The sequence below is a fragment of the Paraburkholderia phymatum genome (genome assembly GCF_038900715.1).
Lineage (GTDB): Bacteria > Pseudomonadota > Gammaproteobacteria > Burkholderiales > Burkholderiaceae > Paraburkholderia > Paraburkholderia phymatum_A.
This window is the reverse complement of the sequence record NZ_JAYMRZ010000008.1, coordinates 23,493-47,528: the sequence shown is the minus strand read 5'-3', so window position 1 is coordinate 47,528 and position 24,036 is coordinate 23,493. Positions and strand designations below refer to the sequence as shown.

Here is a 24,036-nt window from a genome sequence, read left to right as displayed (position 1 = left end):
CGGCATTTCCGACGGCGACGCGCTTACAATGCGCGCGGAGTCTCTCTTTCGTCACCGGATCCGCGCTGCTCGATGCCAGCTTTGCCCGTTTCACCCATTACGCTTGCGATTCTCGCTGTCGCCACTCTCTTCATTGCATGGCTTCCGATCGGCCTGTACCGCCGCTGGCGCGCGCCGTTCGCGCTGAACCGGCGCGACGCGATTGCGGGCGTCGCCGTGTTCGCGTTGTCGGCGATGCTGATCGAGCGCGCGCTCAACGACTATCTGCTGCGTCAGAACGCGGCGACGAGCGAATGGCTGTCGAACCCGCTCGCGTTCGTCGTCTACGGCGTGCTGGCGGCGGGCATCTGCGAGGAAGTGGGCCGCTTCGTCGCGATGCGCTGGCTGGCTCGGCGCACGGCGAACCAAGGCAGGAGTGACGGTACGGCGCTTGCGTACGGGCTCGGGCATGGCGGCGCGGAAGCGTGGCTCGTCGGCGTGATCGTGCAGGCGCAGTGGATCGCGTTCGGCGTGCTGGAAAATCGCGGCCAGCTCGATGCGTATCTCGGCCACATCCCGCCCGCATCGCTGATGCGGCTTCATCTGATCCTCGCGAGCCTGTCGCCTGCGATGGCCGGTCTCTTCGTGCTCGAACGCGTGGCCGCGCTGGTGTTTCAGATCGGGCTGTCCGTGCTGATGTGGCGCGGCGTGCGCGCGGGCTGGCGCGCCATTCTGCCCGTTGCAATCGCCGCGCATGCGCTCGTTGACGTGCCCGCCGCGATGTCGCAGGCGCGGCTGCTGCCGCTCGTGGCCGTCGACGCGATCTATGCCGTCGCGGCGCTCGCAGTCGCCGCGGTGCTGATCAGGATGCACGCGCGCGCGGCTTGAGCTTCAACAGAATCTATCGTCCATCCAGACCCACAGGCCCGAGGCCATCGACATGGAAGCCTATCAGTACGAGTGCGCGAACGCCGACATCGAAGAACTGGCGCGCGTGATCAGCGATCTCTTTCCCGAGCAGACACAGTTCATCGAACGCCCCGATGACAACGGCGTGCCGCAGATCGTCGTGCATTGGATCGCGATGCGCTTCGGCTCGACGGCGCGCCGCATGGTGTTGATCGTCGCGATCGCGCCGGCCGCGCTCGCGCGCTATCGCGCGACGCCGCCTCGTCTGCGCGGTCGCAGCTTCGCGGTGCTGCGAGCGTATGTCGAGGCGACGCTGGGATCGCTGGAGGAGGAGTACGCGGCGGGCAAGAGCGTGCCGCGTGAAGTGACCGTCGAGCTCGGCGACGAGTTCGCCTGAACGCGGCGAGCCCAACGAGGCGAGGGCCACGCAGGCGCTACGCAAGAGCAAAAGCGCGTCGCGCGAAGCGTCGCTCAGTCCGCGAGCCGATAGACCTTCGCGAAGCGCGCGGCCTGCACGACGCCATAGTCGCCGGGCGCGTATTGCATGATCCAGTCGCCTGCCGTGCCCTTGAGCACGTCGCCGCCTTGCGACGAACGCGCGAGCGAGAACGGCTCGCTCATCTGCTTCGCGAGCACGACGGCAGGGCGATTGCGATACGAGCCGGCGTCGCCGTGCGCGAGCCCGGCGTCGGCGGGCAGGTACTTCGCGTCGAAGCGTTCGCGCGACACGACCCAGCGATCGCCCGTCGAGCCCGTGATCAGCGCGTCACCGCGCGAATAGCGATTCGGCCCTTCGAGGCTCATCAGTTCGCCATCGCCTTGGGCGAATTGCACGGTGACGGTTTCGTCCTTGACGACGCGTTGCGCGGCAGGGTCGGCGAGCAGGTCGATGTTCTTCAGTTCGAGCATGGGCTTTGGAGCGTATTCAGATGACAGGGCCGCGTAAGCCGACGTCGGCGCAGCGAAGGTCGACGAACTGCAACGAAGGCGACGAAGCGCGACGAGGTGCAAACGCGGTGCAGGCGCGCATGATGCCAGATTCGCGTGGATGCAATGAAAAACGCCTGCCGTGAGGGCAGGCGTCTTGCGGAATACACGCGGCAACGTGCGCTGCGTTTTACGGCTTGACGGTCGCGTCCGAAGCGGGCGCGGCCGGCTTGCCCGAACGGCGGTGGTGCGCGCCGCCTTCACCCGGCTGACGGCGGAAGGTCTGGTCGGCGAGCTTCTTCTGCTCGGGCGAGAAGCTCGTGTAGAGCGGCTCGAAGGCGTCGACGAGTTTCTTCGAGCCGTCCGCGTGAGCCTGCGTGATTTCGGCGTAGCCCTTCATGTCGTCGAGCGCGGACATGTCCGGATTCGCCCTGCGCTGCTCGAACAGGTTGGCCATCGTTTCACTGTTGTTGCGCATGACGTCGGCGAATCCATTCCATTGCGACTCTTGCGCCGACGTGATCTTCAGTTGCGAATGCAGGTAGCTGATCCGTTCTTCGACGCGCTGCTCGTGGCGCGCCTTGCCCTGCGTCTGCGAAGCGGCCGTCGACATCGCGGGCGCCGATGCGCCTGCGGGCGCTGGCGTCTGCGCGAATGCGGCGCTCATCGACAATGCGGAAGCGAGAATGGCGAGCGTTTTTTTCATTGAGACTCCTGTTGTCCGTTCGTATGAGAATGAAGCTTGACGAAGCGTTATGCATAGGCGTGCGGCGCACATCAGGCTGCTATTAGTATCACGTTATCGCCTCATTGCGACTGCATTGCGACAACTGCTTACAACCGAAACGATCGGGAAAAATAGCCGGTGGATAAATTCGTCAGCATGGAAATCTTCGTCGCCGTGGTTGAAGCGGGCAGCCTGACAGCGGCCGCCGAGCGCTTCCAGCTGTCGTCGGCGATGGTCGGCAAGCACATCCGCTCGCTCGAAACGCAGCTTTCTGCGCGGCTTCTGACGCGCACGACGCGCCGTCAAAGCCTCACCGAGATCGGCCGCCAGTACTACGAGCAATGCCGGCGCATTCTCGCCGACGTGAAGGCCGCGGAGTCCCTCGCGGAATCGATGACGTCCGCGCCGCGCGGCACGCTGAAAGTGACGGTGCCGCTCACCTATGGCGTCGAAGTGTTCTCGCCTGCAATGACCGACTATCTGGGCGCATGGCCCGATGTCAGCCTCGAACTCGATCTGTCGAACCGTATCGTCGATCTCGTCGAAGAAGGCTTCGATGCGGCCGTGCGCATCGGCCGGCTGCCGGATTCGAGTCTCGTCGCAAGGCCGTTGAAGCCGTACCGGATGCGCGCGTGCGCATCGCCCGCGTATCTCGCGCGGATGGGCACGCCGACGACACCCGCCGATCTCGTGAATCACGAGTGCCTCGGCTTTCTGCATTGGGGCCGAGAGGGGCTGTGGCGTCTCGACGGCGATGCCGCGACCGACTGCCAGCTGCGTCCGGGGCGCTTTCGCGCGAACAACGGCCAGGCGCTCAAGGTGGCGGCGCTGCGCGGCTTTGGCCTGGTGCTTCAGCCCGAAGCGCTGCTCGCGCGCGAGATCGAACGCGGCGAGCTTGTCTGCGTGCTCGAAGACTGGCTGCCCGATGGCGCGCCCGTGCATCTGATCTATCCGCGCGACACGCGCCCCACGCCGAAGCTCACGACGTTCATCGACTTCGTGATCGAGCGCTTCGGCGCGTGACACGTCGCCCCATGTGAACGCGCGATATGTGCAGACCGCATGTATTCGCGCCGCTGGGCGCGGTGCATAATCCGCGTATCCCGTCGTCCACGTTTGCGGCTTGCCGTGCGGCGAGCTTCCACCTCAACGCTGACCTTCAATCGATGAGACCACCGCGCCTCGATCAACTCGACGAACTCGACCGCAACCTCGTTGCGCTGCTGCAGGCCAACGCGCGCGAAAGCGTCGCGAATCTCGCGCGACAGCTGGGCGTCGCGCGCACGACCGTGATCGCGCGCATCGCGCGGCTCGAAAAGACCAACGTGATCGCCGGCTATAGCGTGCGGCTCGGGCAGGACGTGCTCGACGCGAGCATCTATGCGTACGTCGGCATCATCATCGCGCCGAAGTACGGACCGGACGTGCAGAAGAAGCTGAACCGGATGCCCGAAGTGCAATTGCTGTGCGCGGTGAGCGGCGAGTTCGATTACGTCGCGTGGCTGCGCGCCGATTCGCCGGAGCGCCTGAACGAGCTGCTCGACCAGATCGGCGGACTCGCGGGCGTCGAGCGCACGACGACGTCGATCATCCTCGCGCGCAAGATCGATCGCGGAATGATCGGCGGATGAACGCACGCGGGCTCGCTCCGTGTGCTTCTTAAGCGCTGCATACGCCCCGCGTTTACGCGGTTTTGATACGTTTTCGACGAATCGTCGGAATGCTTCGTCGAATCGTCGAAGTTCATGGTCATTGCGCAGCACTTTGCGCCTATAAACCGACTGGCCTTCTCCCTAAACTTCTTTACAGAGGTTCGCTGCGGCGCGCCGTTCACGCTGGAGACAGCATCCATCGAACAGAGAACAAAGGAGAAGCGCATGAAAGTTGCCATCGTTGGCGCGGGTCTGATCGGTCACACCATTGCGCACATGTTGCGCGAGACAGGCGACTACGAAGTGGTCGCGATGGACCGCGATCAGCAGGCGCTCGACAAGCTGGCCGCGCAAGGCATCCCGACGCGCCGCGTCGATTCCGCCGATGCCGCCGCGCTGCGCGCCGCGATCCAGGGCTTCGACGCGCTCATCAACGCGCTGCCGTATTACCTCGCGGTGAGCGTCGCGACGGCGGCGAAGGGCGCGGGCGTGCACTATTTCGACCTGACGGAAGACGTGCGCGCGACGCATGCGATCCGTGCGATCGCCGACGACGCCGGGCACGCGTTCATGCCGCAGTGCGGTCTCGCGCCGGGCTTCATCGGCATCGCCGCGCACGAACTGGCGAACCGCTTCAGCGAAATCCGCGACGTGAAGATGCGCGTCGGCGCGCTGCCCGAGTTTCCGACGAATGCATTGAAGTACAACCTGACGTGGAGCGTCGACGGTCTCATCAACGAATACTGCCAGCCGTGCGAAGCGATCCGCGACAGCCGCACGCAATGGGTGCAGCCGCTCGAAGGCCTCGAGCATTTTTCGCTCGACGGCATCGAGTACGAGGCGTTCAACACGTCGGGCGGTCTGGGCACGTTGTGCGAGACGCTGGCGGGCCGCGTCGAGACGCTCGATTACAAGTCGGTGCGCTATCCGGGCCATCGCGACCTGATGCAGTTCCTGCTCGAAGACCTGCGTCTTGCAACCGACCGCGATACGCTGAAGACGATCATGCGCCGCTCGGTGCCGTCGACCGCCCAGGATGTCGTGCTCGTCTTCATCACGGTGACGGGCGTGCGCGACGGCCAGCTGGTGCAGGAAGTGTTCACGCGCAAGATCTTCGCGAAGACCGTCTGCGGCGTGCCGATGAGCGCGATCCAGATCACCACGGCGGGCGCGATGTGCGCGGTGCTCGACCTGTTCCGCGAAAAGAAGCTGCCGCAAAGCGGGTTCGTGCGGCAGGAGCAGGTGTCGCTGCGCGAGTTTCTCGCGAACCGTTTCGGGCAACTGTACGAAGGCCGCGCGCTGGAGGCGATGGCGACGGTCTGACCGTTTGACCGTTGACCGTTGACCGTCTGATCCGGCGAACGGCGAACGGCGAACGGCGAACGGCGGACGGCGGACGGCGGACGGCGGACGGCGGACGGCGGACGGCGGACGGCGGACGGCGGACGGCGGAACCAGGGGCCGGCGTGAACGGATGAAGGTCCGCAGAGGGCCGCCTGAGAGGCAATGGCCAAACGGGCGTTCGACCAAGGAGGTCGAACGCCCGTTTTTTGTTGTCTGGCGCGTGTCGAGGGTATGTGCTGAAGCCGCGCGTCAGACGGGCATCGGTGGCAGCATCGCGCCGGCATGTCGCGGCGCCTGCGCGATTTGCGCGAGCAACGCGTCGTAATCGGCGGGAACGGGCGCGGTGTTGTCGAACATCAGCAGGCCTTCGCACTGGTCGCCCGTGGGCATGAAGCGGCGCTGCCGGTACTCGTCCCAGTGCGCGAGCTTGTACGCGTCGTTCGGATTGCCGCGCGCGAGAATGCGCTCGCGCGCCGTCTCTTCCGACGTCGCGACCCACACGACGCTAATCCTCGCGTCCTTCGGCACGCCGAGCCACGCGTGATCGAAGAGCTTGCGCTCGCGCACTTCGCGCGACAGCGGTCCGACGGCAATCACGCCGATGCCGAGCCGCAGATTTTCAGCGGCCGTATCGAACAGCCCTCGATATTCGGGGTCGCGGAAATGCTGGAGAAAGAGCGGGCTGTCGCGATCGTTCGGATCGCCCGTTAGCGCGCCGATCGCGGCCGCGCTATAGGCGCCGTAGAGCGTGTCCTTGTCCAGCAGGCAGAAGGCATGGCCCGTCGCCTTCATCAATGGGCCGATCAGCCGTTTGGCGAGCGTCGTCTTGCCGGTGCCCGCGTGGCCACAGATAAAAACCAGATGCGTCACGTGGATGAGTCCTCGGTGCTGGAAGGTGTCGGGGCGGGCGCGTCGTCGCGGGTGAACGTGCCGTTCGCTTCGAGCCACATCGCGTTGATGATCCCAAAGCCCAGCGCCACGCCAATGCCCAGAATCCAGCTGAAGTACCACATCGAAGCCTCCCGTCAAGCGCCGCGCCGCTTGTCTGCGCATGGACGCCGCGGTTCGTGCGACGCCCCCTGAACCGATCTTGAACGCGAAGGCGGCGTGCCGCAACCCCTATGCCATCCGGCCAGTTTGACTGCGCGATTGTTGGTGATATCATTGCTATCACACGTGTACCGGGGAATTGAAATGGCAAATTTGTTGGTCCGAGGTCTGGACGATGCGTTGGTGCAGAGCCTGCGTGAGCAGGCCGCGTCTCACGGGCGCAGCGTCGAAGCAGAACATCGGGAAATCCTGGCGCAGGCGCTCTTTCAGCCAAAGAAGCTCAGCTTTGCCGAGTTGCTGATGAGCATGCCGGACGTCGGCGAAGACGCCGACTTCGAGCGCCTGCATGACGCAACTGACGAAAGCGAGGGACCGGGTGTATTTGATTGATACCAATGTAATCAGCGAAATGCGCAAGAGCAGCCGCGCCAATCCCGGCGTTCAGGCTTTTTTCGAAGCAGCGAGAGATGGGGGGCATCGCCTTTATCTGTCGGTCGTGACCGTCGGCGAGTTGCGGCGCGGCGTCGATCTGATCCGGCATCGTGGCGACAAGTTTCAGGCGCTGCGGCTGGAAGGATGGCTCGATACGATCATCGATTCGTTCAGCAGCCACATCTTGAATGTCGGCACCGACGTCGCGCAAACATGGGGCCATCTGCGCGTGCCTCACCCGGAGCACTCGCTCGACAAGATGATCGCGGCGACGGCACTGATCTACAACCTGACCGTCGTGACGCGCAACGTGGCAGACTTCGACGGAACGGGCGCGCGGGTGTTGAACCCGTTCCAGCCGGTGGAAGAGTAGCGGGGCGGTGCGACAGGGAGACGAACGATGAGACGCAAGCAAAGCCTCGCGACGCGCGTCGCCGCAGCGGCACGCACGGCCCAGTCGCTCACGCTGTTAGTTGCCGCGACGATCGCCGTGTCGCTCGTCGCGGGTTGCGCGTCCACGCCAGCCGACAAGGTGCCGTTCAAGGACGTGCCCACCGAGCGCATCGTCAAGCCGGAGGTCACGCAACCGGGCGCCGGCAAGGTGGCCGTCGACCTGCGGCGAGAGCGGACCGACAACGTCATCGTCCGCTTTCGCGATGCGCTCGTGTATGTCGACGGCGAGCGCGTCGCGGACATCATGAACGGCGAGCACATCGTCTTCTGGCTCGCGCCCGGCACGCATCGCATCGCGGTGTCGACGCAGTTCGACCCTGTCGTGGAAATCGGCTTCTTCGTGACGCCGGACACGCGCTATTCGAATCGCGCCAGCGTTTCGTTCAACGACGATCACCGCATCATGCTGCGGCGCGTCGCCAATTGACAGGCAGGCTCGATGCAGCATTCACAATTCAACACACCGCGCCGGCTCGAGCCGACGTAACATCGGGGACTCGTATCGCACGCCGCGCTCATGCCGGCTTTGCGTCGCGATCCGGCGGCACACGAACAGGACAACCGCCCATCGCGACTAACCGCTTTCAATCCGCGAAGCCGAATCGTTTTCAAGGTATTCAATCATGCTGATCAACTGCGCCGCGTATCAGGATGGCCGCAAGCTGGCCGACATCGAGATCGACGACATCAGCGTCTATGTCGCCAAACCCGAGTGCTTCGTCTGGGTCGCGTTGAAAGACCCGGGCCCTGGCGAGCTCGAAGTGATGAAGCACGAGTTCGGGCTGCACGAACTGGCCGTCGAAGACGTGCGTCACGGCCATCAGCGTCCGAAGATGGAGGAGTACGGCGATTCGCTGTTCGCCGTCATGCACACCATCGAAACCGACGACGACGGCGAGTTCGTGATCGGCGAGGTCGATGTGTTCGTCGGCACGAACTACGTGCTGTCGGTGCGGCGCGGCACGCGCCACGGCTTCCAGGAAGTCCGCGCGCGGTGCGAGCGCGAACCGCAGTTGCTGAAGGAGGGCGCGGCGTTCGTGCTGTACGCGCTCGCCGACAATGTCGTCGACCGCTACTTCCCGATTCTCGAAGCGATCGGCACCGAGATCGAGGAAATCGAGGACCGCATCTTCGACAAGCACGACCTCGCCGCATCGCGCGCGATCATCGAAGATCTGTATTCGTTGAAGCGCCGCCTCGTCATGCTCCAGCATCACATCTCGCCGCTGCTCGAAGGCATCAGCAAGCTCACGGGCGGACGCATTCCGTCGATCTGCGTCGGCATGCAGGCGTACTTCCGCGATGTCTACGATCACCTCGACCGCATCGTGCGGACCATCGAAGGGCGCCGCGAAATGATCGTCACGGCCATTCAGGTCAATCTCGGCATGATCTCGCTCGCCGAGAACGAAGTGACCAAGCGTCTCGGCTCGTTCGCCGCGCTGTTCGCCGTGCCGACCATGATCGCCGGCATCTACGGGATGAACTTCCAGGAGATCCCCGAGCTGCACTTCAAGTACGGCTACCCCATCTGCCTGCTGGTGATGCTGCTGATCGATTTCGGGCTGTACCGGGGCTTCAGGAAGGCGAACTGGCTGTAAGCGCGCGCAGGCCGGTTCGCGTCGGATGCATCAGCGCTTGATCAGCGCTTGATCAGCGCTTCGTCAGCGCGAGCCGCACGCCCAGGCCGATGAATCCCGCGCCCACCACACGGTCGATCCACCGCCGGACGGCCGGTTGCGAGCGCACGGCGCGCGCGGCCGTCGCGGCGAGCCACGCGACCACGCAGTCGTTGGCGAGCCCGAGCGTCACGAACACCGCGCCCAGCACGAGAAAGGCCAACGTCTTGTGCGGGCTGTCGGCGCTGACGAACTGCGGGAAGAACGCTATATAGAAGAGCAGCACTTTCGGGTTCGACGCGTTCGTCACGAAGCCGCGAAAGAGCAGTGTGCCGCGCGAAAGCCGCGGCACGTCGGGCGGCGCGTCGCCCTTCGCGACGGCCGTAGCCGTCGGCCACAGCATTCTCAAGCCGAGATACATCAGGTACGCCGCGCCGATCCATTTGATCGCGTTGAACGCGCCCGGCGACGCCGCGAGCAGCGCCGTGATGCCGAGCGCGCACGCGACCGTATGCATGCAGCCGCCAAACGCGACGCCGACGGCCGACAGCAGTCCCGCTCGCCGACCTTGGGCGATGCTTTGACCGGCGACATACGCGATGTCCGGTCCCGGCGTGAGATTGAGCACCGTGACGGCGGCGAGAAAGAGCGGGAACTGGCTGATACCGAGCATGACGACTCCACGTTGAATAGCCGTTGCACCCGCATGACCGTCGTGACGATCGCGGCGCGCGAGCCAGAAAGGCCGATACGAACCATCCCAGATGGACCATCGGCCCATGATACGCACATCGCACCTGTTGCGCCGACCACGATGGCCACGCCTTTTCCCTTGCCGCGCACGCAAGAAGGGGCCAGCATAGGCGTCCTGACCGCCGCAGTAGTTGCGGCTTGCAGGAGGCAGGAGAGCAGCAAGGCAGTACCGGCGCGTTGCATCGCCGGGCATCACGAGCGCCGCTGCGCGTGGGACGCGGTCTGGCAACAGGCGGCTCCCATCGCACAGGCCGATCAACGGGCAGAACCAAGCGAGCGATTCGTGCAACGTCATTCGAAGCACCGCCGAAGCTTCGCGGCAATACGTGCGTCCAAAGGCGCCAGGCCTTGCGCACGGCATGCGTCGCGCGCGACGGCGCGATGTGCAGCGCAGCACCGCCCATCGTTGACATCGTGAACAGGCACCGTCGAGAATATTGCTCGCAAACGTTTGCGCACAAACAAAAACGGACTCGCTCCGAGTCCAACAACTGGAGATACCACATGAACCACCGCATTCGTCGCCGCGTCCTGATGGCTGCTGTCGCATTCACGGCCGCTACCGTACCGTTCTCGTCGGCCTGGGCGCAGGCCGCCAAAAAACCGAAAGTCGCGCTCGTGATGAAGTCGCTCGCCAACGAGTTCTTCCTCACGATGGAAACGGGCGCGAAGGACTATCAGAAGCACAACGCCAGCACCTTCGACCTGATCACGAACGGCATCAAGGACGAGACGGATACGGCGAACCAGATCCGCATCGTCGAGCAGATGATCGTCTCGAAGGTCGATGCGATCGTGCTCGCGCCGGCGGATTCGAAGGCGCTCGTGCCCGTGGTCAAGAAGGCGATCGACGCCGGCATCATTGTCGTGAACATCGACAACCGGCTCGACACCGACGTGCTCAAGTCGAAGGACCTGAACGTGCCGTTCGTCGGTCCGGACAACGCGAAGGGCGCCGAGAAGGTCGGCGACTATCTGGCGAAGAAGCTGAAGTCGGGCGACGAGGTGGGCATCGTCGAAGGCGTATCGACGACGACCAACGCGCAGCAGCGCACGGCCGGCTTCAAGGCGGCGATGCAGAAGGTCGGCGCGAAGGTCGACACGGTGCAGTCGGGCGAATGGGAAATCGACAAGGGCAACGCGATCGCGTCGTCGATGCTCAACGCCTATCCGAACATCAAGGCGCTGCTGTGCGGCAATGACAACATGGCGATCGGCGCGGTATCGGCCGTGCGCGCGGCGGGCAAGCAGGGCAAGGTCTACGTGGTCGGCTACGACAACATCAACGCGATCAAGCCGATGCTCAAGGACGGCCGCGTGCTCGCCACGGCTGACCAGTACGCGGCGAAGCAGGCCGTGTTCGGCATCGACGTGGCGTTGAAGGCGATCGCCGGGCACAAGAAGCAGGCGGACCTGTCGGGCGTCGTCGAAACGCCTGTTGATCTGGTCACGAAGTAAGGAGCCCGCGCGGGCCGTGCGGCAACATTCGGCGCGCACGGCGCACACGGTCCGCGCGTCGAGGTAAACGAGTGCTCAAGAAATCCGCCGCGCCGCCGTTATGCCAGAGGTAAGCGTCATGACGGCCGGCCAGCCGCGCGAGCAGACGGACGGGGCGCAGCCCGAAAAGCCATGTCTTCGGGATGCGCACGGCCTCGGGCGCGCTGTCCGCATGACGGGCGCAGCCGCGCGGCGGCGCTGCACGACGGACGGGCGCACGAGGCGCGGTCCGCTGCGGCGCTGAGCGGCGGCTACGAGATCTGGATCACGATGGCATCAACCGACCAAGACGCATTGCCTGCCGTACTGTCCGTCACGGGGATAGGGAAGACCTATGCCGAGCCCGTGCTGGCGGACGTCTCGCTGGCGTTGCACGCCGGGGAGGCGCTCGCGCTGACGGGCGAGAACGGCGCGGGCAAGAGCACGCTGTCGAAGATCATCGGCGGGCTCGTCGATCCGACGACGGGTTCGATGCAGCTCGCGGGCGAGCCGTATGCCCCCGCGAGCCGGACGGAAGCGGAAGCGCTCGGCATCCGCATGGTGATGCAGGAGCTGAACCTCTTGCCGACGCTGTCGGTTGCCGAGAACCTGTTCCTGAACCGCCTGCCGCGCGCGGGCAAGCTGGGCTTCGGCTGGATCGACCGCCGCAAGCTGCGCGAGGACGCGCGCGAGGCGATGGCCCAGGTCGGACTCGAGGCGATCGACCCCGGTACGCTCGTCGGCGAACTCGGCATCGGGCATCAGCAGATGGTCGAGATCGCGCGCAATCTGATCGGCGACTGCCGCGTGCTGATCCTCGACGAGCCGACCGCGATGCTGACGGCGCGCGAAGTCGATCTGCTGTTCGAGCAGATCGACCGGCTGAAAGCGCGCGGCGTCGCGCTCGTCTACATCTCGCACCGGCTCGAAGAGCTGGCGCGTGTCGCCGAGCGCGTGGCCGTGCTGCGCGACGGCAGGCTGGTGCGCGTCGACGCGATGGCGAACCTGACGAGCGACCAGATCGTCACGCTGATGGTCGGCCGCGAGCTCGGCGAGCGCATCGATCTGGGCGCGCGCAACATCGGCGCGACGCTGCTGAAGGTCGACGGGATGACCCGCGCGCCCGTCGTGCGCGACGTGTCGTTCGAGGTGAAGGCGGGCGAGATTTTCGGCGTGAGCGGTCTGATCGGCGCGGGCCGCACGGAACTGATGCGGCTCATCTACGGCGCGGACCAGAAGGATGCCGGCACGGTGTCGCTGGCCGCGACGCCGGGTGCTGCGCCCACGCCCGTGCAGATCGGCACGCCTTCCGACGCCGTGAAGCACGGCGTCGCGCTGATTACGGAAGACCGCAAGGGCGAAGGCCTGCTGCTGCCGCAGCCGATTGCGGCGAACGTGTCGCTCGGCAATCTGCGCGGCGTCGCGCGGCATGGCATCGTCGACGCGAAGCGCGAGAACGCGCTCGCGAAGCGGCAGATCGACGCGATGCGCATCCGCACATCGGGGCCGGCGCAGCCGGTCGGCGAGCTGTCGGGCGGCAATCAGCAGAAGGTCGTGATCGGCCGGTGGCTCGCGCGCGATTGCAAGGTGCTGCTGTTCGACGAACCGACGCGCGGCATCGATGTCGGCGCGAAGTTCGATATTTATGGATTGATGGGCGCGCTCGCCCGCGAAGGCCGCGCGCTCGTGGTCGTGTCGAGCGACCTGCGCGAGCTGATGCTGATCTGCGACCGGATCGGCGTGATGTCGGCGGGGCGTATGACGGGTGTTTTCAGGCGGGACGAGTGGACGCAGGACGCGCTGCTCGCCGCGGCATTCGCCGGCTATCGCAATCGCGAAGCCCTGTTGCACCCGCATGAGATGCACGAAGGAGAGATTCAGTCATGACCGATCAACGGGTCTCGGGAGGCGCGGGCAAGGAGCCGGTGGGTGCGCCCGCCGGCGTCACCGCGACGGCGGCTCAAGCCGCCGCTCAAGCCGCCGCTCAAGCAGCCGATCCCTCGGCGCCGCTCGCGAGCGGCAAACCGGCCGGCACGCGCCTGGGTTTTTCGAATTACCTCGGCCTCGTCGGCGCGCTGGTCGCGATGATCGCGCTGTTCTCGGTGCTCAGCTCGCACTTCTTGACGTTCGAAACGTTCGTCACGATCGCGAACCAGATCCCCGATCTCGTCGTGATGTCGGTCGGGATGACGTTCGTGCTGATCATCGCGGGCATCGATCTGTCCGTCGGCTCGGTGCTGGCGCTGGGCGCGTCGGTCGTGAGCGTCGCGTCGCTCAAGTGGCAGCTCGGGCCGATCGTGGCGGCCGCGCTCGGCCTCGCCGCTGCGGCGCTGACGGGCACGATCACGGGCGCCGTGACGGTGGGCTGGCGGATTCCGTCGTTCATCGTGTCGCTCGGCGTGCTCGAAGCGGCGCGCGGCCTCGCGTATCAGATGACGAACTCGCGCACCGCGTATATCGGCGACGCGTTCGATTTCCTGTCGAACCCGATCGCCGTCGGCATTTCGCCGGCGTTCCTGATCGCGGTGGCCGTGATGGTCGTCGCGCAGCTGGTGCTGACGCGCACGGTGTTCGGCCGCTATCTGGTCGGCATCGGCACGAACGAGGAAGCCGTGCGGCTTGCGGGCGTGAATCCGAAGCCGTACAAGGTGATCGTGTTCGCGCTGATGGGCGCGCTGTCGGGGCTCGCGGCGCTGTTCCAGATCTCGCGTCTCGAAGCGGCCGACCCGAATGCGGGCGCGGGGCTGGAACTGCAGGTGATCGCGGCTGTCGTGATCGGCGGAACAAGTCTGATGGGCGGGCGCGGTTCCGTCATCAGCACGTTCTTTGGCGTGTTGATCATATCGGTGCTCGCGGCGGGCCTCGCGCAGATCGGCGCGAACGAACCGACCAAGCGCATCATCACGGGTGCTGTGATCGTGATCGCGGTCGTGCTGGATACGTACCGCAGCCGGCGCAAGCGCAATTGAAAGCAGGGCGGCCGCCGTGGCGCGGGACGGCGGCCGCCTGGGAATAACTCGACGAGAGCACCGCGGATGCAGCATGAGCTGCATTGGCCAGCAGTAAGAACAGGCAGGGGGTTTTAGTTTATGGCGACGATCAAGGATGTGGCGGCCATCGCCGGCGTGTCATTCACTACGGTGTCGCATGTCGTGAACAATACGCGGCCGGTGTCCGCGGACGTGCGCTCGAAGGTCGAACTGGCGATCCGCCAGCTCAACTACGTACCGTCCGCGGTCGCGCGGTCGCTGAAGGCGCGCTCGACGGCGACGATCGGGCTCGTGGTGCCCAACAGCACCAATCCGTACTTCGCGGAGCTGGCGCGCGGCATCGAGGACGGTTGCGCGCGCAATGGCTACTGCGTGTTCTTCTGCAACTCGGACGACGATCCGGCGAAGCAGCGCAACTATCTGCGCGTGCTGCAGGAAAAGCGCATCGACGGGCTGATCGTCGCGTCGGCGGGCGACGACGTGACGCTTGCGACGACGCTCGCCGATTCGCGCGAGCCGCTCGTGATCGTCGACCGGAACATCGAAGGGGTGTCCGCCGATCTGGTCCAGATCGACCACGAGAAGGGCGCCTATCTGGCGACGCGGCATCTGCTGCAACTGGGGCATTCGAAGATCGGCTGCATCACGGGCCCGATCGAGACGGCCGTCAGCGCGATGCGCGTTCACGGCTTCATTCGCGCGATGGCCGAGCGCGGCATCGAGATCGCGCCGAACGGCATCGTCGAAAGCGACTTCTCGGGCAGCGGCGGATACCGCGCGGCCGGCCAGCTGTTCGACACCGTGCAGCCGACGGCGATTTTCGCGTGCAACGACATGATGGGCATCGGCGCGCTGCGCGCGGCGGCCGAACGCGGACTGCGCGTGCCGCAGGACTGCTCGGTCATCGGTTTCGATGACATCGAGCTGGGGCGCTTCACCTATCCGGCGCTGTCGACGGTCGGCCAGTCGGTGCGCGCGCTCGGCGAAATGGCGGCGCAGACGCTGATCGAGCGGATCAACGGCACGGCAGCGGATTCGACGTTCCGCCGCCGCGTGATCGCGCCTCGGCTGATCCTGCGCGAGTCGACGGCCGCGTTTGCGGGAGCGCGGCGCAATATCAAGGCAGCGTGAGGCTGCTGGGCGAGAGAGAGCGGCCGCGCCGGTAGTGCGAGCCGACAGGCAAGATGATGGAGGCAGTCGTGGCAACGAATGACGCGCGCGGACACGTGACCGTGGTCGGCAGTCTGAACATGGATCTCGTCGCGCGCGCGCCGCGCATGCCGCAGCCGGGCGAGACACTCGCCGGCCAAGCGTTCGCGCAGGTCCCGGGCGGCAAGGGCGGCAACCAGGCGGTGGCTGCCGCGCGTCTCGGCGCGCAAGTGGCGATGCTCGGCTGCGTCGGCGCGGACGCGAACGGCGCACAACTGCGCGCGGGGCTCGAAGCGGAGGGCATCGACTGCGCGGCGCTCGAAACCAGCGCGACGGCGCCGACGGGTGTCGCGCTCATCATCGTCGACGATGGCAGCCAGAACGCGATCGTCATCATTGCGGGCAGCAACGGCGAAGTGACACCTGACACCGTCGCGCGCCACGAAGCGGCGCTGGCGCGCGCACAGGTCGTGATCTGCCAGCTGGAGACGCCGCCCGCGACCGTCCACGCCGCGCTCACGGCCGCGCGCCGGCTCGGCAAGACCGTCATCCTGAATCCGGCGCCCGCCGTGGGGCCGTTGCCAGCCGACTGGCTGCCGCTCGTCGACTACCTGATTCCGAACGAGCTCGAAGCGGCGACGCTGACGGGTCTGTCTGTTTCGTCGCCGGAAGAGGCGATGCTGGCCGCCGATGCATTGCGCAACGCGGGCGCGCGCAACGTGATCGTGACGATTGGCGCACAGGGCGTGGTGGTCGCGACGGGCGGCGAGCTGCCCCGGCATTTCGACGCGCCGCGCGTGCGAGCCGTCGATACGACCGCGGCGGGCGATACCTTCATCGGCGGCTTTGCCGCGCAACTTGCGCAAGGGGCGAGCGTGGCGGATGCGGTCCGCTTCGCGCAGCGCGCTGCGTCGATTTCCGTCACGCGCGCCGGCGCGCAGCCGTCGATTCCGACTCGCGCGGAAATCGAAGGGGCCTGAAGCGTTTCGTTCTTTGCCTTCCTGCACGCCTCTTATTTTGTGACGGGACACGTGGCGGACCGCCACTGCCGTTCTTCCCCGGCGCTTGTAACAATTACAGGCGGACGGCGGCCGCAGGTTCGTCAGACGACGACGCACTTTAATTCTTCCGCGCATGAAAAGCACATCGGCAACACACTTCATCCTGCTCCAAACACGTGCCGACGCACCAAAAGCGGGCTTGAAGATGCCGGTTTGAAGCACAGCGCCCACTGTGTTGTATGGGTGACAGTGACGAACGCGCGAATGAAGTCCACTGCATGTCCGCACGGAACTGCATCGCGCACAGCCGTCGCGCAAGCGTGCATGAAGTGCGACAGCCGTCTTCTCTTTTCAGACCACTCGATACGACTCAGCGCGCCAATGTTCCGGTACATTGACGAACGGACGGACGAACGCGGCGGCGAATATGCCGTTGTACTCATGCCGCATCACAGCACGCGCGAGCCGTATGAAGGGACGGCTTCACGCACGTTCGCCGCGCGACGCGATCGCTTGCCGCAATCGCGTTGCCATTGCATCAGCCAACGTCAGACCAGGACAGTCCAGGAAGCCAAAAGGGAAACGACATGACGGATCACGACCTCGCGCAACGCCTCGTCGATGCGCGCCGCCAGCACCGCGCAATCGACACGCTCCCGCTCGACACCCTCCCGCCCGACGCCGCGACGGCCTATGCGATCCAGCAGGCGGTCATCGCGGGGCTGGGCGGCTCGACGGGCGCCTGGAAAATCGGTGCCAAAGCTCCGGGCGGCCCGGCCTCGGGCGCGCCGATTCCGGCTGCGCTGACGGTGGCCTCGCCCGCGCGGCTCGAACATGGTTCGTTTTTCCGCGTGCTGCTCGAACTGGAAATCGCGTTCCGCTTCGCCGAGCCCATCGAGCCGCACGGCGAGACCTATGCGCGCGATGAGGTGCTGGCGCGCGTCGGCTCGGTGCTGCCCACGATCGAAATCGTCGACAGCCGCTTCGCCGAATGGCCGAACGTCGCGCTGCTCGCCCAGCTCGCCGATGCGCAGAACAATGGCGCACTGGTGACGGGGCATGCGCAGCCGTACGCGTCGCTCGCGCGCTCGTTCGACTTCGTGTCGCCCGAACTCGAACTGACGTTTGACGGCCAGTCGCTCGTGCCCGAATCGACGGGCAATCCCGCCGGCGACCCGCGCGAACTGCTCGTGTGGTTCGTCAACCACTGCGCCGCAATGGGTATCACCATCGAGCCCGAATGGACGATCACGACAGGCTCGTATATCGGCGCGCATCGGGTCGACGGGCCGGGGCGCGTGTATGGTCATATCGACGGACTCGGCGAAGTCGAAGTCGAACTGACGTAAACCACTAAGTCCAATACGGCCCGATACACGGCGCGATACAGCCAGATAAAGCGCGAGCGCGCCACCCGGCGCCGCGCCGCGGCGCCATCACACTGCATGCGGATGCGGGTGGCCTGCACTGCCGTCGCGTCCGCATGCATTCATTCGTCTCCGCCGCCTCTTCCTCTGCGATTCGCGACAGCGTACCCACCAAACGCGTCGATCATGGGTGAACGGGCAAACACCTGGCTACATCTATCTATTCAGATGCGCGTCGCGTGCGCCGTCCTATGGACATGGCGTCAAACGACAGACGACGCGTGTCATGCCGGTTCATGCGCGCTTGCAGATAAGCCCGATCGCGTTGAACGATTTGGCGCACGCGCTGACGAACGGCAGGAATGCGCGCTTGCGCACATGCAAAACATGTAACACAGCAACTGAAACTGTCGTCGCAAGCATCGATGCGTGCGTTATGGCAGAAAGAGCAGAAGCGCGGAAAGGGCGGCAACGTGCCGCTGCGCAGCGGTCATTGAAGGCGGTCGTGCAGGGCACATGCACTGGATCGCATGCACTGCAGACACGCGCGAGACGAATTAATGTGTCGCAGTAGTGTGGTCAGGCAGACAGCGTGCTACACGAGTGTTTGCAAAGGTGCGGAAAAGTGCAGGATGCCACGCAATGCCGCGTGTGAACGATGCATGTGAAGGACAGCGTGGGGAAGGAACGCAAGATGCAATGCAGCAGCGCTGGTGAAGATTCTCGCGAGGTGTGGGCAATGATTGTAGGTGAGCGAATTTGCGTCATCAAGCGAGTGGGGCTGAGCGCTAGCTGTGGCGCGATTTTCACAACGTAGTTCGTGAAAAAAAATTTAAAAGGGTTTAGGATGAATTCGAGCGATGTCGTTTCCTGATAGCGCGCCGCGCACGACATCGTCCCAGACTTCGGCGAGGAGGTAGCATGGATATCTACAGCAGTTTCGCGACCCGCTTCGAGAAAACGCGAGAGGAGGAATTCTCGCTCGAGGAGTATCTCGCGCTCTGCAAAGACAATCCCGCCGCGTACGCCACCGCTGGCGAACGCATGCTGTCGGCAATAGGAGAACCTGAGCAGATAGACACACGCAACGATCCGCGTCTTTCGCGTATCTTCGCGAACAAGGTCATCAAGGTATACCCCGCATTCCGTGAGTTCTACGGAATGGAAGATGTGATCGAGCAGGTGGTCGCCTACTTCAGGCATGCCGCCCAGGGGCTCGAAGAAAAGAAGCAGATTCTTTATCTGTTGGGCCCGGTCGGCGGCGGCAAGTCGTCGATTGCCGAGCGGCTCAAGCAGCTGATGGAACGCGTGCCGTTCTATGCGATCAAGGGCTCGCCCGTCAACGAATCGCCTTTGGGCCTGTTCGACTATGACGAGGACGGTCCCATCCTCGAAGAGCAATACGGCATACCGCGCCGCTACCTGAAGAGCATTCTGAGTCCGTGGGCGGTCAAGCGCCTGCACGAATACAACGGCGACATCCGCAAGTTCCGCGTGGTGCGGCGCTATCCGTCGGTGCTGCGGCAGATCGCGATCGCGAAGACCGAGCCGGGCGACGAAAACAATCAGGATATTTCGTCCCTCGTCGGCAAGGTCGATATCCGCAAGCTCGAGCAGTATGCGCAAGACGATGCGGACGCCTATAGTTATTCCGGCGGCCTGTGTCTCGCGAACCAGGGCCTGCTCGAGTTCGTCGAAATGTTCAAGGCGCCGATCAAGGTGCTGCATCCGCTGCTCACTGCAACGCAGGAGGGCAACTTCAAGGGCACGGAAGGTTTCGGCGCGATTCCGTTCGACGGCATCATCCTCGCGCACTCGAACGAGTCGGAGTGGAAAGCGTTCCGCAACAACCGCAACAACGAAGCACTGCTCGACCGTATCTTCGTCGTGAAGGTGCCGTACTGCCTGCGCTACTCGGAAGAGATGAAGATCTACGAGAAGCTGCTGCGCAACTCGTCGCTGGCCAATGCCGTGTGCGCGCCCGGCACGCTGAAGATGATGGCGCAGTTCTCGGTGCTCACGCGCTTGCAGGAGCCGGAGAATTCGAGCCTCTTTTCGAAGATGCAGGTGTATGACGGCGAGAACCTGAAAGACACGGATCCGAAGGCGAAGTCGTATCAGGAGTATCGCGATTTTGCCGGCGTCGACGAAGGGATGACGGGCGTGTCCACGCGCTTCGCGTTCAAGATCATGTCGCGTGTGTTCAACTTCGATACGACGGAAGTCGCGGCGAATCCGGTGCACCTGATGTACGTGCTCGAACAGCAGATCGAGCGCGAGCAGTTCCCGCCGGAAACCGAGCAGAAGTTCCTGTCGTTCATCAAGGACGTGCTCGCGTCGCGCTATGCGGAATTCATTGGCAAGGAGATTCAGACTGCGTATCTGGAGTCGTATTCCGAGTATGGGCAGAACATTTTCGATCGCTACGTGACGTACGCCGACTTCTGGATTCAGGACCAGGAGTTCCGCGACCACGACACGGGCGAGAGCTTCGACCGCGCGGCGCTGAATGCCGAGCTGGAGAAGATCGAAAAGCCTGCCGGCATCAGCAACCCGAAGGACTTCCGCAACGAGATCGTGAATTTCGTGTTGCGCGCGCGCGCCGCGAACGGGGGCAAGAACCCCGCGTGGATCAGCTATGAAAAGCTGCGCGTCGTGATCGAAAAGAAAATGTTCTCGAATACGGAAGAACTTCTCCCCGTCATCTCGTTCAATGCGAAAGGGTCGGCGGAGGAACAGCGCAAGCACGAGGACTTCGTCAACCGGATGGTCACCAAGGGCTATACGCCGAAGCAGGTGCGGCTCTTGTGCGACTGGTATCTGCGTGTGCGCAAGTCGTCATGAAACGCGTAGCGCAAAGCCCGCGCGAACGGGTTCGCTTCACCCGGTTGGCGCGGGCCTCCTGCGAGGCGCAAGCCGCATGGACATAACATTGCATGCGCAACTTGCGCCCCGCGTATTCCAAATCGGAGCGGGAGACCGGATGTGCTTCATCAAATCATCGACCGCAGGCTGGCAGGCAAGAACAAGAGCATTGCAAACCGCGAACGCTTTCTGCGTCGCGTGAAGGGATATATTCGTCGCGCGGTGTCCGAAGCGGTGCGCGACAGAAGTATCAAGGACATTCAGAACACCCAGAGCATCACGATTCCGCGCAAGGACATCGCCGAGCCGTCGTTCCGGCACGGTCCGGGCGGCAGGCGCGAAATGGTGCACCCGGGTAACGCCGACTACATACGCGGCGACAAGATACCCCGCCCGCAAGGGGGCGGCGGCGGTGGCGGAGGCGGCAGCGCCAGCAACGAAGGCGAAGGGCAGGACGATTTCGTCTTCGAACTGAGCCGCGAAGAATTCATGCAGTACTTCTTCGACGACCTCGAATTGCCGCGTCTCGTCAAAACGCATCTGCTCGCCGTGCCGACGTGGAAGAGCATCCGCGCGGGCTGGGCGGCGGAGGGCACGCCGAACAACATTGACGTCGTGCGTTCGTTGCGCAGCGCACTGGGCCGGCGCATCGCGCTCGGCGCGCCGCTCGTCAACGAATTGCACGAGCTCGAAAAGCAGCTTGAAGAGATGAAGGCGGACCCCGCCGACCGTCGCGAAGAGATCAAGCTGCTCGAAGAGGACATCCACCATTTGCGCGGCCGCATCTGGCGCATTCCGTTTATCGACCCGTTCGATCTGCGCTACGTGAACCGCGTGAAGCAGCCGCAACCATCGAGTCAGGCCGTGATGTTTTGTCTGATGGATGTGTCGGGTTCGATGGACGAGCAGCGCAAGGATCTCGCCAAGCGCTTCTTCATCCTGCTGTATCTGTTCCTCAAGCGGAACTACGAGAAGATCGAAGTGGTGTTCATCCGGCACCACACGCGTGCTGAAGAAGTCGACGAAGACACGTTCTTCCATTCGACGGAAAGCGGCGGCACGGTCGTATCGAGTGCGCTGGAACTGATGCAGAAGATCCTCGACGAACGCTACTCGCCGACTGAATGGAACATTTATGGCGCGCAGGCTTCGGATGGCGACAACTGGACCGACGACTCGCCGAAATGCCGCAAGATCCTCTCGGATGACATTCTCGATAAGGTGCGGTATTTTGCGTACATTCAGGTGACGCCTGAAGAGCAGAACCTGTGGCTCGAATATGCACAGCTTGCGCAAATGGTGCCGCATCTGGCCATGAAGAAGGTCGAGACGGCTGCGGATATCTATCCAGTGTTCCGAGAGCTGTTTGAAAAGCAGGTGGAAGCGGCATGACGACTCGCCACCTGCACAACGAGGCGCGCGGGTATCAGCCCGAGCGTCGTAAAGGCGTGCCGAAGCGAAGTGAGGCCGGGCATGCCGAGGCGAACACGGCGCACGTGAAGGATACGCGTGCGCCCGATGCCGGGGCAGGCGTAGCGCCTGACGCAGCTGCAGCACGAGGACCCACCGGGGCGCCCACCGAAGGGCAAAGGGAAGTCCGTATGAACGTTGCCGACAGAAGGCCATTGCCGTGTCCGTCCGACTGGACCTTCGAACTGATCGAAGAGTACGACACTCATATCGCGCATGTTGCGGAGCAATATGAACTCGATGTCTATCCGATCCAGCTCGAACTGATCAGCGCCGAACAGATGATGGACGCATATGCATCCGTCGGCATGCCGGTCAATTACCGGCACTGGTCATTCGGCAAGCATTTTCTCGCTACCGAAAAGAGCTATCGACGCGGGCAAATGGGCCTCGCGTATGAGATCGTCATCAACTCGAATCCGTGCATCGCGTATCTGATGGAAGAGAACACGATGACGATGCAGGCGCTCGTCATCGCGCACGCGGCCTATGGCCACAACTCTTTCTTCAAGGGCAACTATCTGTTCCGCTTGTGGACGGATGCGCACGCGATCATCGATTACCTCGTCTACGCGAAGAACTACATCGCGGAATGCGAGGAGCGTTATGGACTCGACCGCGTCGAGGAACTGCTCGACTCGTGCCATGCGCTGATGAATTACGGCGTGGACCGCTACAAGCGTCCGCAGAAGCTGTCGTTGCAGAAGGAACTCGCAGCGCGCCGCGAACGCGAAGCGTATCTGCAGTCGCAGGTCAACGAATTGTGGCGCACGCTGCCGTCGCGCCACACACCAATGCCGGAAGAAGTGGAAGAGCGTTATCCGCCGGAGCCGCAGGAAAACCTGCTGTATTTCGCGGAAAAGAACGCGCCGCTGCTGGAGCCGTGGGAGCGTGAGGTCATCCGCATCGTGCGCAAGATCGGGCAGTACTTCTATCCGCAGCGTCAGACGCAGGTGATGAACGAAGGCTGGGCCACGTTCTGGCACTACACGCTGCTCAATACGCTGTACAACGAAGGCAAGCTCGAAGACGGCTTCATGATGGAGTTCCTCCATTCGCACAGCAACGTCGTCTATCAGCCGCCCGTCACGAAGCCGTACTACAGCGGCATCAATCCGTATGCACTCGGCTTTTCGATGATGAGCGACATTCGCCGCATCTGCGAAAACCCGACGGAAGAGGACCGCAAGTGGTTTCCGGAACTCGCGGGCAGTCCGTGGCTGCAGGCGATGCACTACGCGATGCGCAACTTCAAGGACGAGAGCTTTATCGCGCAGTACCTGTCGCCGCATCTGATCCGCGAAATGCGGCTCTTCTCGGTGCTCGACGACGACATGCGCGATGCGCTCGAAGTCTCCGCGATCCACGACGACAGCGGCTACCAATATGTGCGTCAGGCGCTGTCGCGTCAGTACGACATGCATCATCGCGAGCCGAACATCCAGGTGTATTCGGTGAATACGCGCGGCGACCGCAGTCTGACGCTGCGCCACTTTATGAGTGACAACCGGCATCTGTCGAGCGACAGCGACGAAGTGCTCAAGCACATGGCGCGCTTGTGGCAGTTCGACGTGTACCTGGAAAGCGTTGACGAAAACGGGACGGTCAGAAAGCGCTACGAGTGTCGCTATACGGCGCCGGCGATTCGAGTGTGACAGCGGGCGTTTGACGAGCCCTTAAAGCGCGTTTGACGGCCCTGTGCCGGCAATCCTGATGAAAGCCAGCCTCCGGGCTGGCTTTTTTGTGCGCTCGACATTCGCTGCGCGCTCGCGCCCGCAGGCCGCGCGGCCACGCCTCGCACAAAACGCTTCAGATGCGCGTCCATGCGCCGTTATCCATGGATATCCGTTAAGATACCGACCGCGTTAAAGCT

General features: G+C 63.9%; 23 protein-coding genes. 18 read left to right on the top strand and 5 right to left on the bottom strand.

The window, feature by feature from the left end:
* Positions 1 to 72: 72 nt before the first annotated feature.
* Both VSR68_RS16495 and VSR68_RS16490 read left to right on the top strand, forming a co-directional pair.
* On the top strand, positions 73 to 867 hold the full coding sequence (locus VSR68_RS16495) for a YhfC family intramembrane metalloprotease (RefSeq protein ID WP_342940876.1): 795 nt from the start codon (positions 73 to 75) through the stop codon (positions 865 to 867).
* Positions 868 to 919: 52 nt separating this feature from the next.
* On the top strand, positions 920 to 1,285 hold the full coding sequence (locus VSR68_RS16490; protein ID WP_342940875.1) for a DUF3022 domain-containing protein: 366 nt from the start codon (positions 920 to 922) through the stop codon (positions 1,283 to 1,285).
* A gap of 74 nt (positions 1,286 to 1,359) precedes the next feature.
* Here the strand turns inward: VSR68_RS16490 and VSR68_RS16485 are convergent, their stop codons facing one another.
* Both VSR68_RS16485 and VSR68_RS16480 read right to left on the bottom strand, forming a co-directional pair.
* Positions 1,360 to 1,797 carry a PGDYG domain-containing protein gene (locus VSR68_RS16485; RefSeq protein WP_342940874.1) on the bottom strand — a complete coding sequence of 146 codons (438 nt, stop codon included), beginning with the start codon at positions 1,795 to 1,797 and terminating at the stop codon, positions 1,360 to 1,362.
* 208 nt (positions 1,798 to 2,005) lie between these two features.
* Positions 2,006 to 2,521, bottom strand: a complete 516-nt coding sequence (locus tag VSR68_RS16480) for a Spy/CpxP family protein refolding chaperone (RefSeq protein WP_342940873.1) — start codon at positions 2,519 to 2,521, stop codon at positions 2,006 to 2,008.
* Between the two features lie 159 nt (positions 2,522 to 2,680).
* On the opposite strand from VSR68_RS16480, the gene VSR68_RS16475 reads away from it, so the two are divergent.
* The 3 genes from VSR68_RS16475 (at position 2,681) to VSR68_RS16465 (ending at position 5,517) form a co-directional block, all read left to right on the top strand.
* Positions 2,681 to 3,565: a LysR family transcriptional regulator gene (locus tag VSR68_RS16475; RefSeq protein ID WP_342940872.1), complete on the top strand. Its 885-nt coding sequence runs from the start codon at positions 2,681 to 2,683 to the stop codon at positions 3,563 to 3,565.
* Positions 3,566 to 3,708: 143 nt separating this feature from the next.
* Entirely contained in the window at positions 3,709 to 4,173 is a 465-nt protein-coding gene (locus tag VSR68_RS16470) for an Lrp/AsnC family transcriptional regulator (RefSeq protein ID WP_342940871.1), read from the top strand.
* Between the two features lie 246 nt (positions 4,174 to 4,419).
* On the top strand, positions 4,420 to 5,517 hold the full coding sequence (locus VSR68_RS16465) for a saccharopine dehydrogenase family protein (RefSeq protein WP_342940870.1): 1,098 nt from the start codon (positions 4,420 to 4,422) through the stop codon (positions 5,515 to 5,517).
* A gap of 270 nt (positions 5,518 to 5,787) precedes the next feature.
* Here the strand turns inward: VSR68_RS16465 and VSR68_RS16460 are convergent, their stop codons facing one another.
* Positions 5,788 to 6,408 (bottom strand): ATP-binding protein, encoded by a 621-nt coding sequence (locus VSR68_RS16460; protein ID WP_342940869.1) that lies wholly within the window; start codon positions 6,406 to 6,408, stop codon positions 5,788 to 5,790.
* Positions 6,405 to 6,551: a cytochrome bd-I oxidase subunit CydX gene (gene cydX, locus VSR68_RS16455; RefSeq protein WP_087735285.1), complete on the bottom strand. Its 147-nt coding sequence runs from the start codon at positions 6,549 to 6,551 to the stop codon at positions 6,405 to 6,407. The genes VSR68_RS16460 and cydX overlap by 4 nt, the downstream gene beginning before the upstream one ends.
* A 181-nt stretch (positions 6,552 to 6,732) precedes the next feature.
* Here cydX and VSR68_RS16450 point away from each other — a divergent pair, with 181 nt between their 5' ends.
* From VSR68_RS16450 to corA, 4 genes are all read left to right on the top strand, one after another.
* A complete protein-coding gene (locus tag VSR68_RS16450) occupies positions 6,733 to 6,978 on the top strand; it encodes a FitA-like ribbon-helix-helix domain-containing protein (RefSeq protein WP_090864710.1) in 246 nt (81 codons plus the stop codon).
* Positions 6,965 to 7,393, top strand: a complete 429-nt coding sequence (locus VSR68_RS16445; RefSeq protein WP_342940868.1) for a type II toxin-antitoxin system VapC family toxin — start codon at positions 6,965 to 6,967, stop codon at positions 7,391 to 7,393. Before VSR68_RS16450 ends, VSR68_RS16445 begins: the two co-directional genes overlap by 14 nt.
* A gap of 27 nt (positions 7,394 to 7,420) precedes the next feature.
* On the top strand, positions 7,421 to 7,900 hold the full coding sequence (locus tag VSR68_RS16440; RefSeq protein ID WP_342940867.1) for a hypothetical protein: 480 nt from the start codon (positions 7,421 to 7,423) through the stop codon (positions 7,898 to 7,900).
* 196 nt (positions 7,901 to 8,096) lie between these two features.
* Positions 8,097 to 9,074 (top strand): magnesium/cobalt transporter CorA, encoded by a 978-nt coding sequence (gene corA, locus VSR68_RS16435; RefSeq protein ID WP_342940866.1) that lies wholly within the window; start codon positions 8,097 to 8,099, stop codon positions 9,072 to 9,074.
* A gap of 52 nt (positions 9,075 to 9,126) precedes the next feature.
* Here the strand turns inward: corA and VSR68_RS16430 are convergent, their stop codons facing one another.
* Positions 9,127 to 9,765 (bottom strand): LysE family translocator, encoded by a 639-nt coding sequence (locus VSR68_RS16430; RefSeq protein WP_342941076.1) that lies wholly within the window; start codon positions 9,763 to 9,765, stop codon positions 9,127 to 9,129.
* 584 nt (positions 9,766 to 10,349) lie between these two features.
* Between VSR68_RS16430 and VSR68_RS16425 the strand changes: the two genes are divergently transcribed.
* The 9 genes from VSR68_RS16425 to VSR68_RS16385 all read left to right on the top strand — a co-directional run bounded on the left by VSR68_RS16425 (position 10,350) and on the right by VSR68_RS16385 (position 23,818).
* Positions 10,350 to 11,303 (top strand): sugar ABC transporter substrate-binding protein, encoded by a 954-nt coding sequence (locus VSR68_RS16425; protein ID WP_342940865.1) that lies wholly within the window; start codon positions 10,350 to 10,352, stop codon positions 11,301 to 11,303.
* Between the two features lie 309 nt (positions 11,304 to 11,612).
* Positions 11,613 to 13,208: a sugar ABC transporter ATP-binding protein gene (locus VSR68_RS16420; RefSeq protein WP_342941075.1), complete on the top strand. Its 1,596-nt coding sequence runs from the start codon at positions 11,613 to 11,615 to the stop codon at positions 13,206 to 13,208.
* Positions 13,205 to 14,290, top strand: coding sequence for an ABC transporter permease (locus tag VSR68_RS16415; RefSeq protein ID WP_342940864.1), 1,086 nt, complete (start codon positions 13,205 to 13,207; stop codon positions 14,288 to 14,290). The genes VSR68_RS16420 and VSR68_RS16415 overlap by 4 nt, the downstream gene beginning before the upstream one ends.
* Before the next feature lie 120 nt (positions 14,291 to 14,410).
* Positions 14,411 to 15,442, top strand: coding sequence for a LacI family DNA-binding transcriptional regulator (locus tag VSR68_RS16410; protein WP_342940863.1), 1,032 nt, complete (start codon positions 14,411 to 14,413; stop codon positions 15,440 to 15,442).
* A 68-nt stretch (positions 15,443 to 15,510) separates the two neighbouring features.
* Entirely contained in the window at positions 15,511 to 16,440 is a 930-nt protein-coding gene (gene rbsK / locus VSR68_RS16405; RefSeq protein WP_342940862.1) for a ribokinase, read from the top strand.
* A gap of 608 nt (positions 16,441 to 17,048) precedes the next feature.
* Positions 17,049 to 17,810 carry a hydratase gene (locus VSR68_RS16400; protein ID WP_342940861.1) on the top strand — a complete coding sequence of 254 codons (762 nt, stop codon included), beginning with the start codon at positions 17,049 to 17,051 and terminating at the stop codon, positions 17,808 to 17,810.
* Between the two features lie 939 nt (positions 17,811 to 18,749).
* Positions 18,750 to 20,672, top strand: coding sequence for a PrkA family serine protein kinase (locus VSR68_RS16395; protein ID WP_087735276.1), 1,923 nt, complete (start codon positions 18,750 to 18,752; stop codon positions 20,670 to 20,672).
* 141 nt (positions 20,673 to 20,813) lie between these two features.
* Complete coding sequence (locus tag VSR68_RS16390; protein WP_321574732.1) at positions 20,814 to 22,085, top strand: YeaH/YhbH family protein; 1,272 nt, start codon at positions 20,814 to 20,816, stop codon at positions 22,083 to 22,085.
* Positions 22,082 to 23,818, top strand: a complete 1,737-nt coding sequence (locus VSR68_RS16385) for a SpoVR family protein (protein ID WP_342940860.1) — start codon at positions 22,082 to 22,084, stop codon at positions 23,816 to 23,818. Before VSR68_RS16390 ends, VSR68_RS16385 begins: the two co-directional genes overlap by 4 nt.
* Positions 23,819 to 24,036 lie beyond the last annotated feature (218 nt).

Bases quoted from the DNA above. Each gene is read 5' to 3' on its own strand.
- VSR68_RS16385 (WP_342940860.1), top strand. From the start codon at position 22,082: ATGACGACTCGCCACCTGCACAACGAGGCGCGCGGGTATCAGCCCGAG.
- VSR68_RS16480 (WP_342940873.1), bottom strand. From the start codon at position 2,521: ATGAAAAAAACGCTCGCCATTCTCGCTTCCGCATTGTCGATGAGCGCC.
- cydX (WP_087735285.1), bottom strand. From the start codon at position 6,551: ATGTGGTACTTCAGCTGGATTCTGGGCATTGGCGTGGCGCTGGGCTTT.
- VSR68_RS16470 (WP_342940871.1), top strand. From the start codon at position 3,709: ATGAGACCACCGCGCCTCGATCAACTCGACGAACTCGACCGCAACCTC.
- VSR68_RS16450 (WP_090864710.1), top strand. From the start codon at position 6,733: ATGGCAAATTTGTTGGTCCGAGGTCTGGACGATGCGTTGGTGCAGAGC.
- VSR68_RS16420 (WP_342941075.1), top strand. From the start codon at position 11,613: ATGGCATCAACCGACCAAGACGCATTGCCTGCCGTACTGTCCGTCACG.
- VSR68_RS16410 (WP_342940863.1), top strand. From the start codon at position 14,411: ATGGCGACGATCAAGGATGTGGCGGCCATCGCCGGCGTGTCATTCACT.
- VSR68_RS16490 (WP_342940875.1), top strand. From the start codon at position 920: ATGGAAGCCTATCAGTACGAGTGCGCGAACGCCGACATCGAAGAACTG.
- VSR68_RS16495 (WP_342940876.1), top strand. From the start codon at position 73: ATGCCAGCTTTGCCCGTTTCACCCATTACGCTTGCGATTCTCGCTGTC.
- VSR68_RS16485 (WP_342940874.1), bottom strand. From the start codon at position 1,797: ATGCTCGAACTGAAGAACATCGACCTGCTCGCCGACCCTGCCGCGCAA.
- VSR68_RS16395 (WP_087735276.1), top strand. From the start codon at position 18,750: ATGGATATCTACAGCAGTTTCGCGACCCGCTTCGAGAAAACGCGAGAG.
- VSR68_RS16430 (WP_342941076.1), bottom strand. From the start codon at position 9,765: ATGCTCGGTATCAGCCAGTTCCCGCTCTTTCTCGCCGCCGTCACGGTG.
- VSR68_RS16440 (WP_342940867.1), top strand. From the start codon at position 7,421: ATGAGACGCAAGCAAAGCCTCGCGACGCGCGTCGCCGCAGCGGCACGC.
- VSR68_RS16400 (WP_342940861.1), top strand. From the start codon at position 17,049: ATGACGGATCACGACCTCGCGCAACGCCTCGTCGATGCGCGCCGCCAG.
- VSR68_RS16425 (WP_342940865.1), top strand. From the start codon at position 10,350: ATGAACCACCGCATTCGTCGCCGCGTCCTGATGGCTGCTGTCGCATTC.
- VSR68_RS16465 (WP_342940870.1), top strand. From the start codon at position 4,420: ATGAAAGTTGCCATCGTTGGCGCGGGTCTGATCGGTCACACCATTGCG.
- corA (WP_342940866.1), top strand. From the start codon at position 8,097: ATGCTGATCAACTGCGCCGCGTATCAGGATGGCCGCAAGCTGGCCGAC.
- VSR68_RS16415 (WP_342940864.1), top strand. From the start codon at position 13,205: ATGACCGATCAACGGGTCTCGGGAGGCGCGGGCAAGGAGCCGGTGGGT.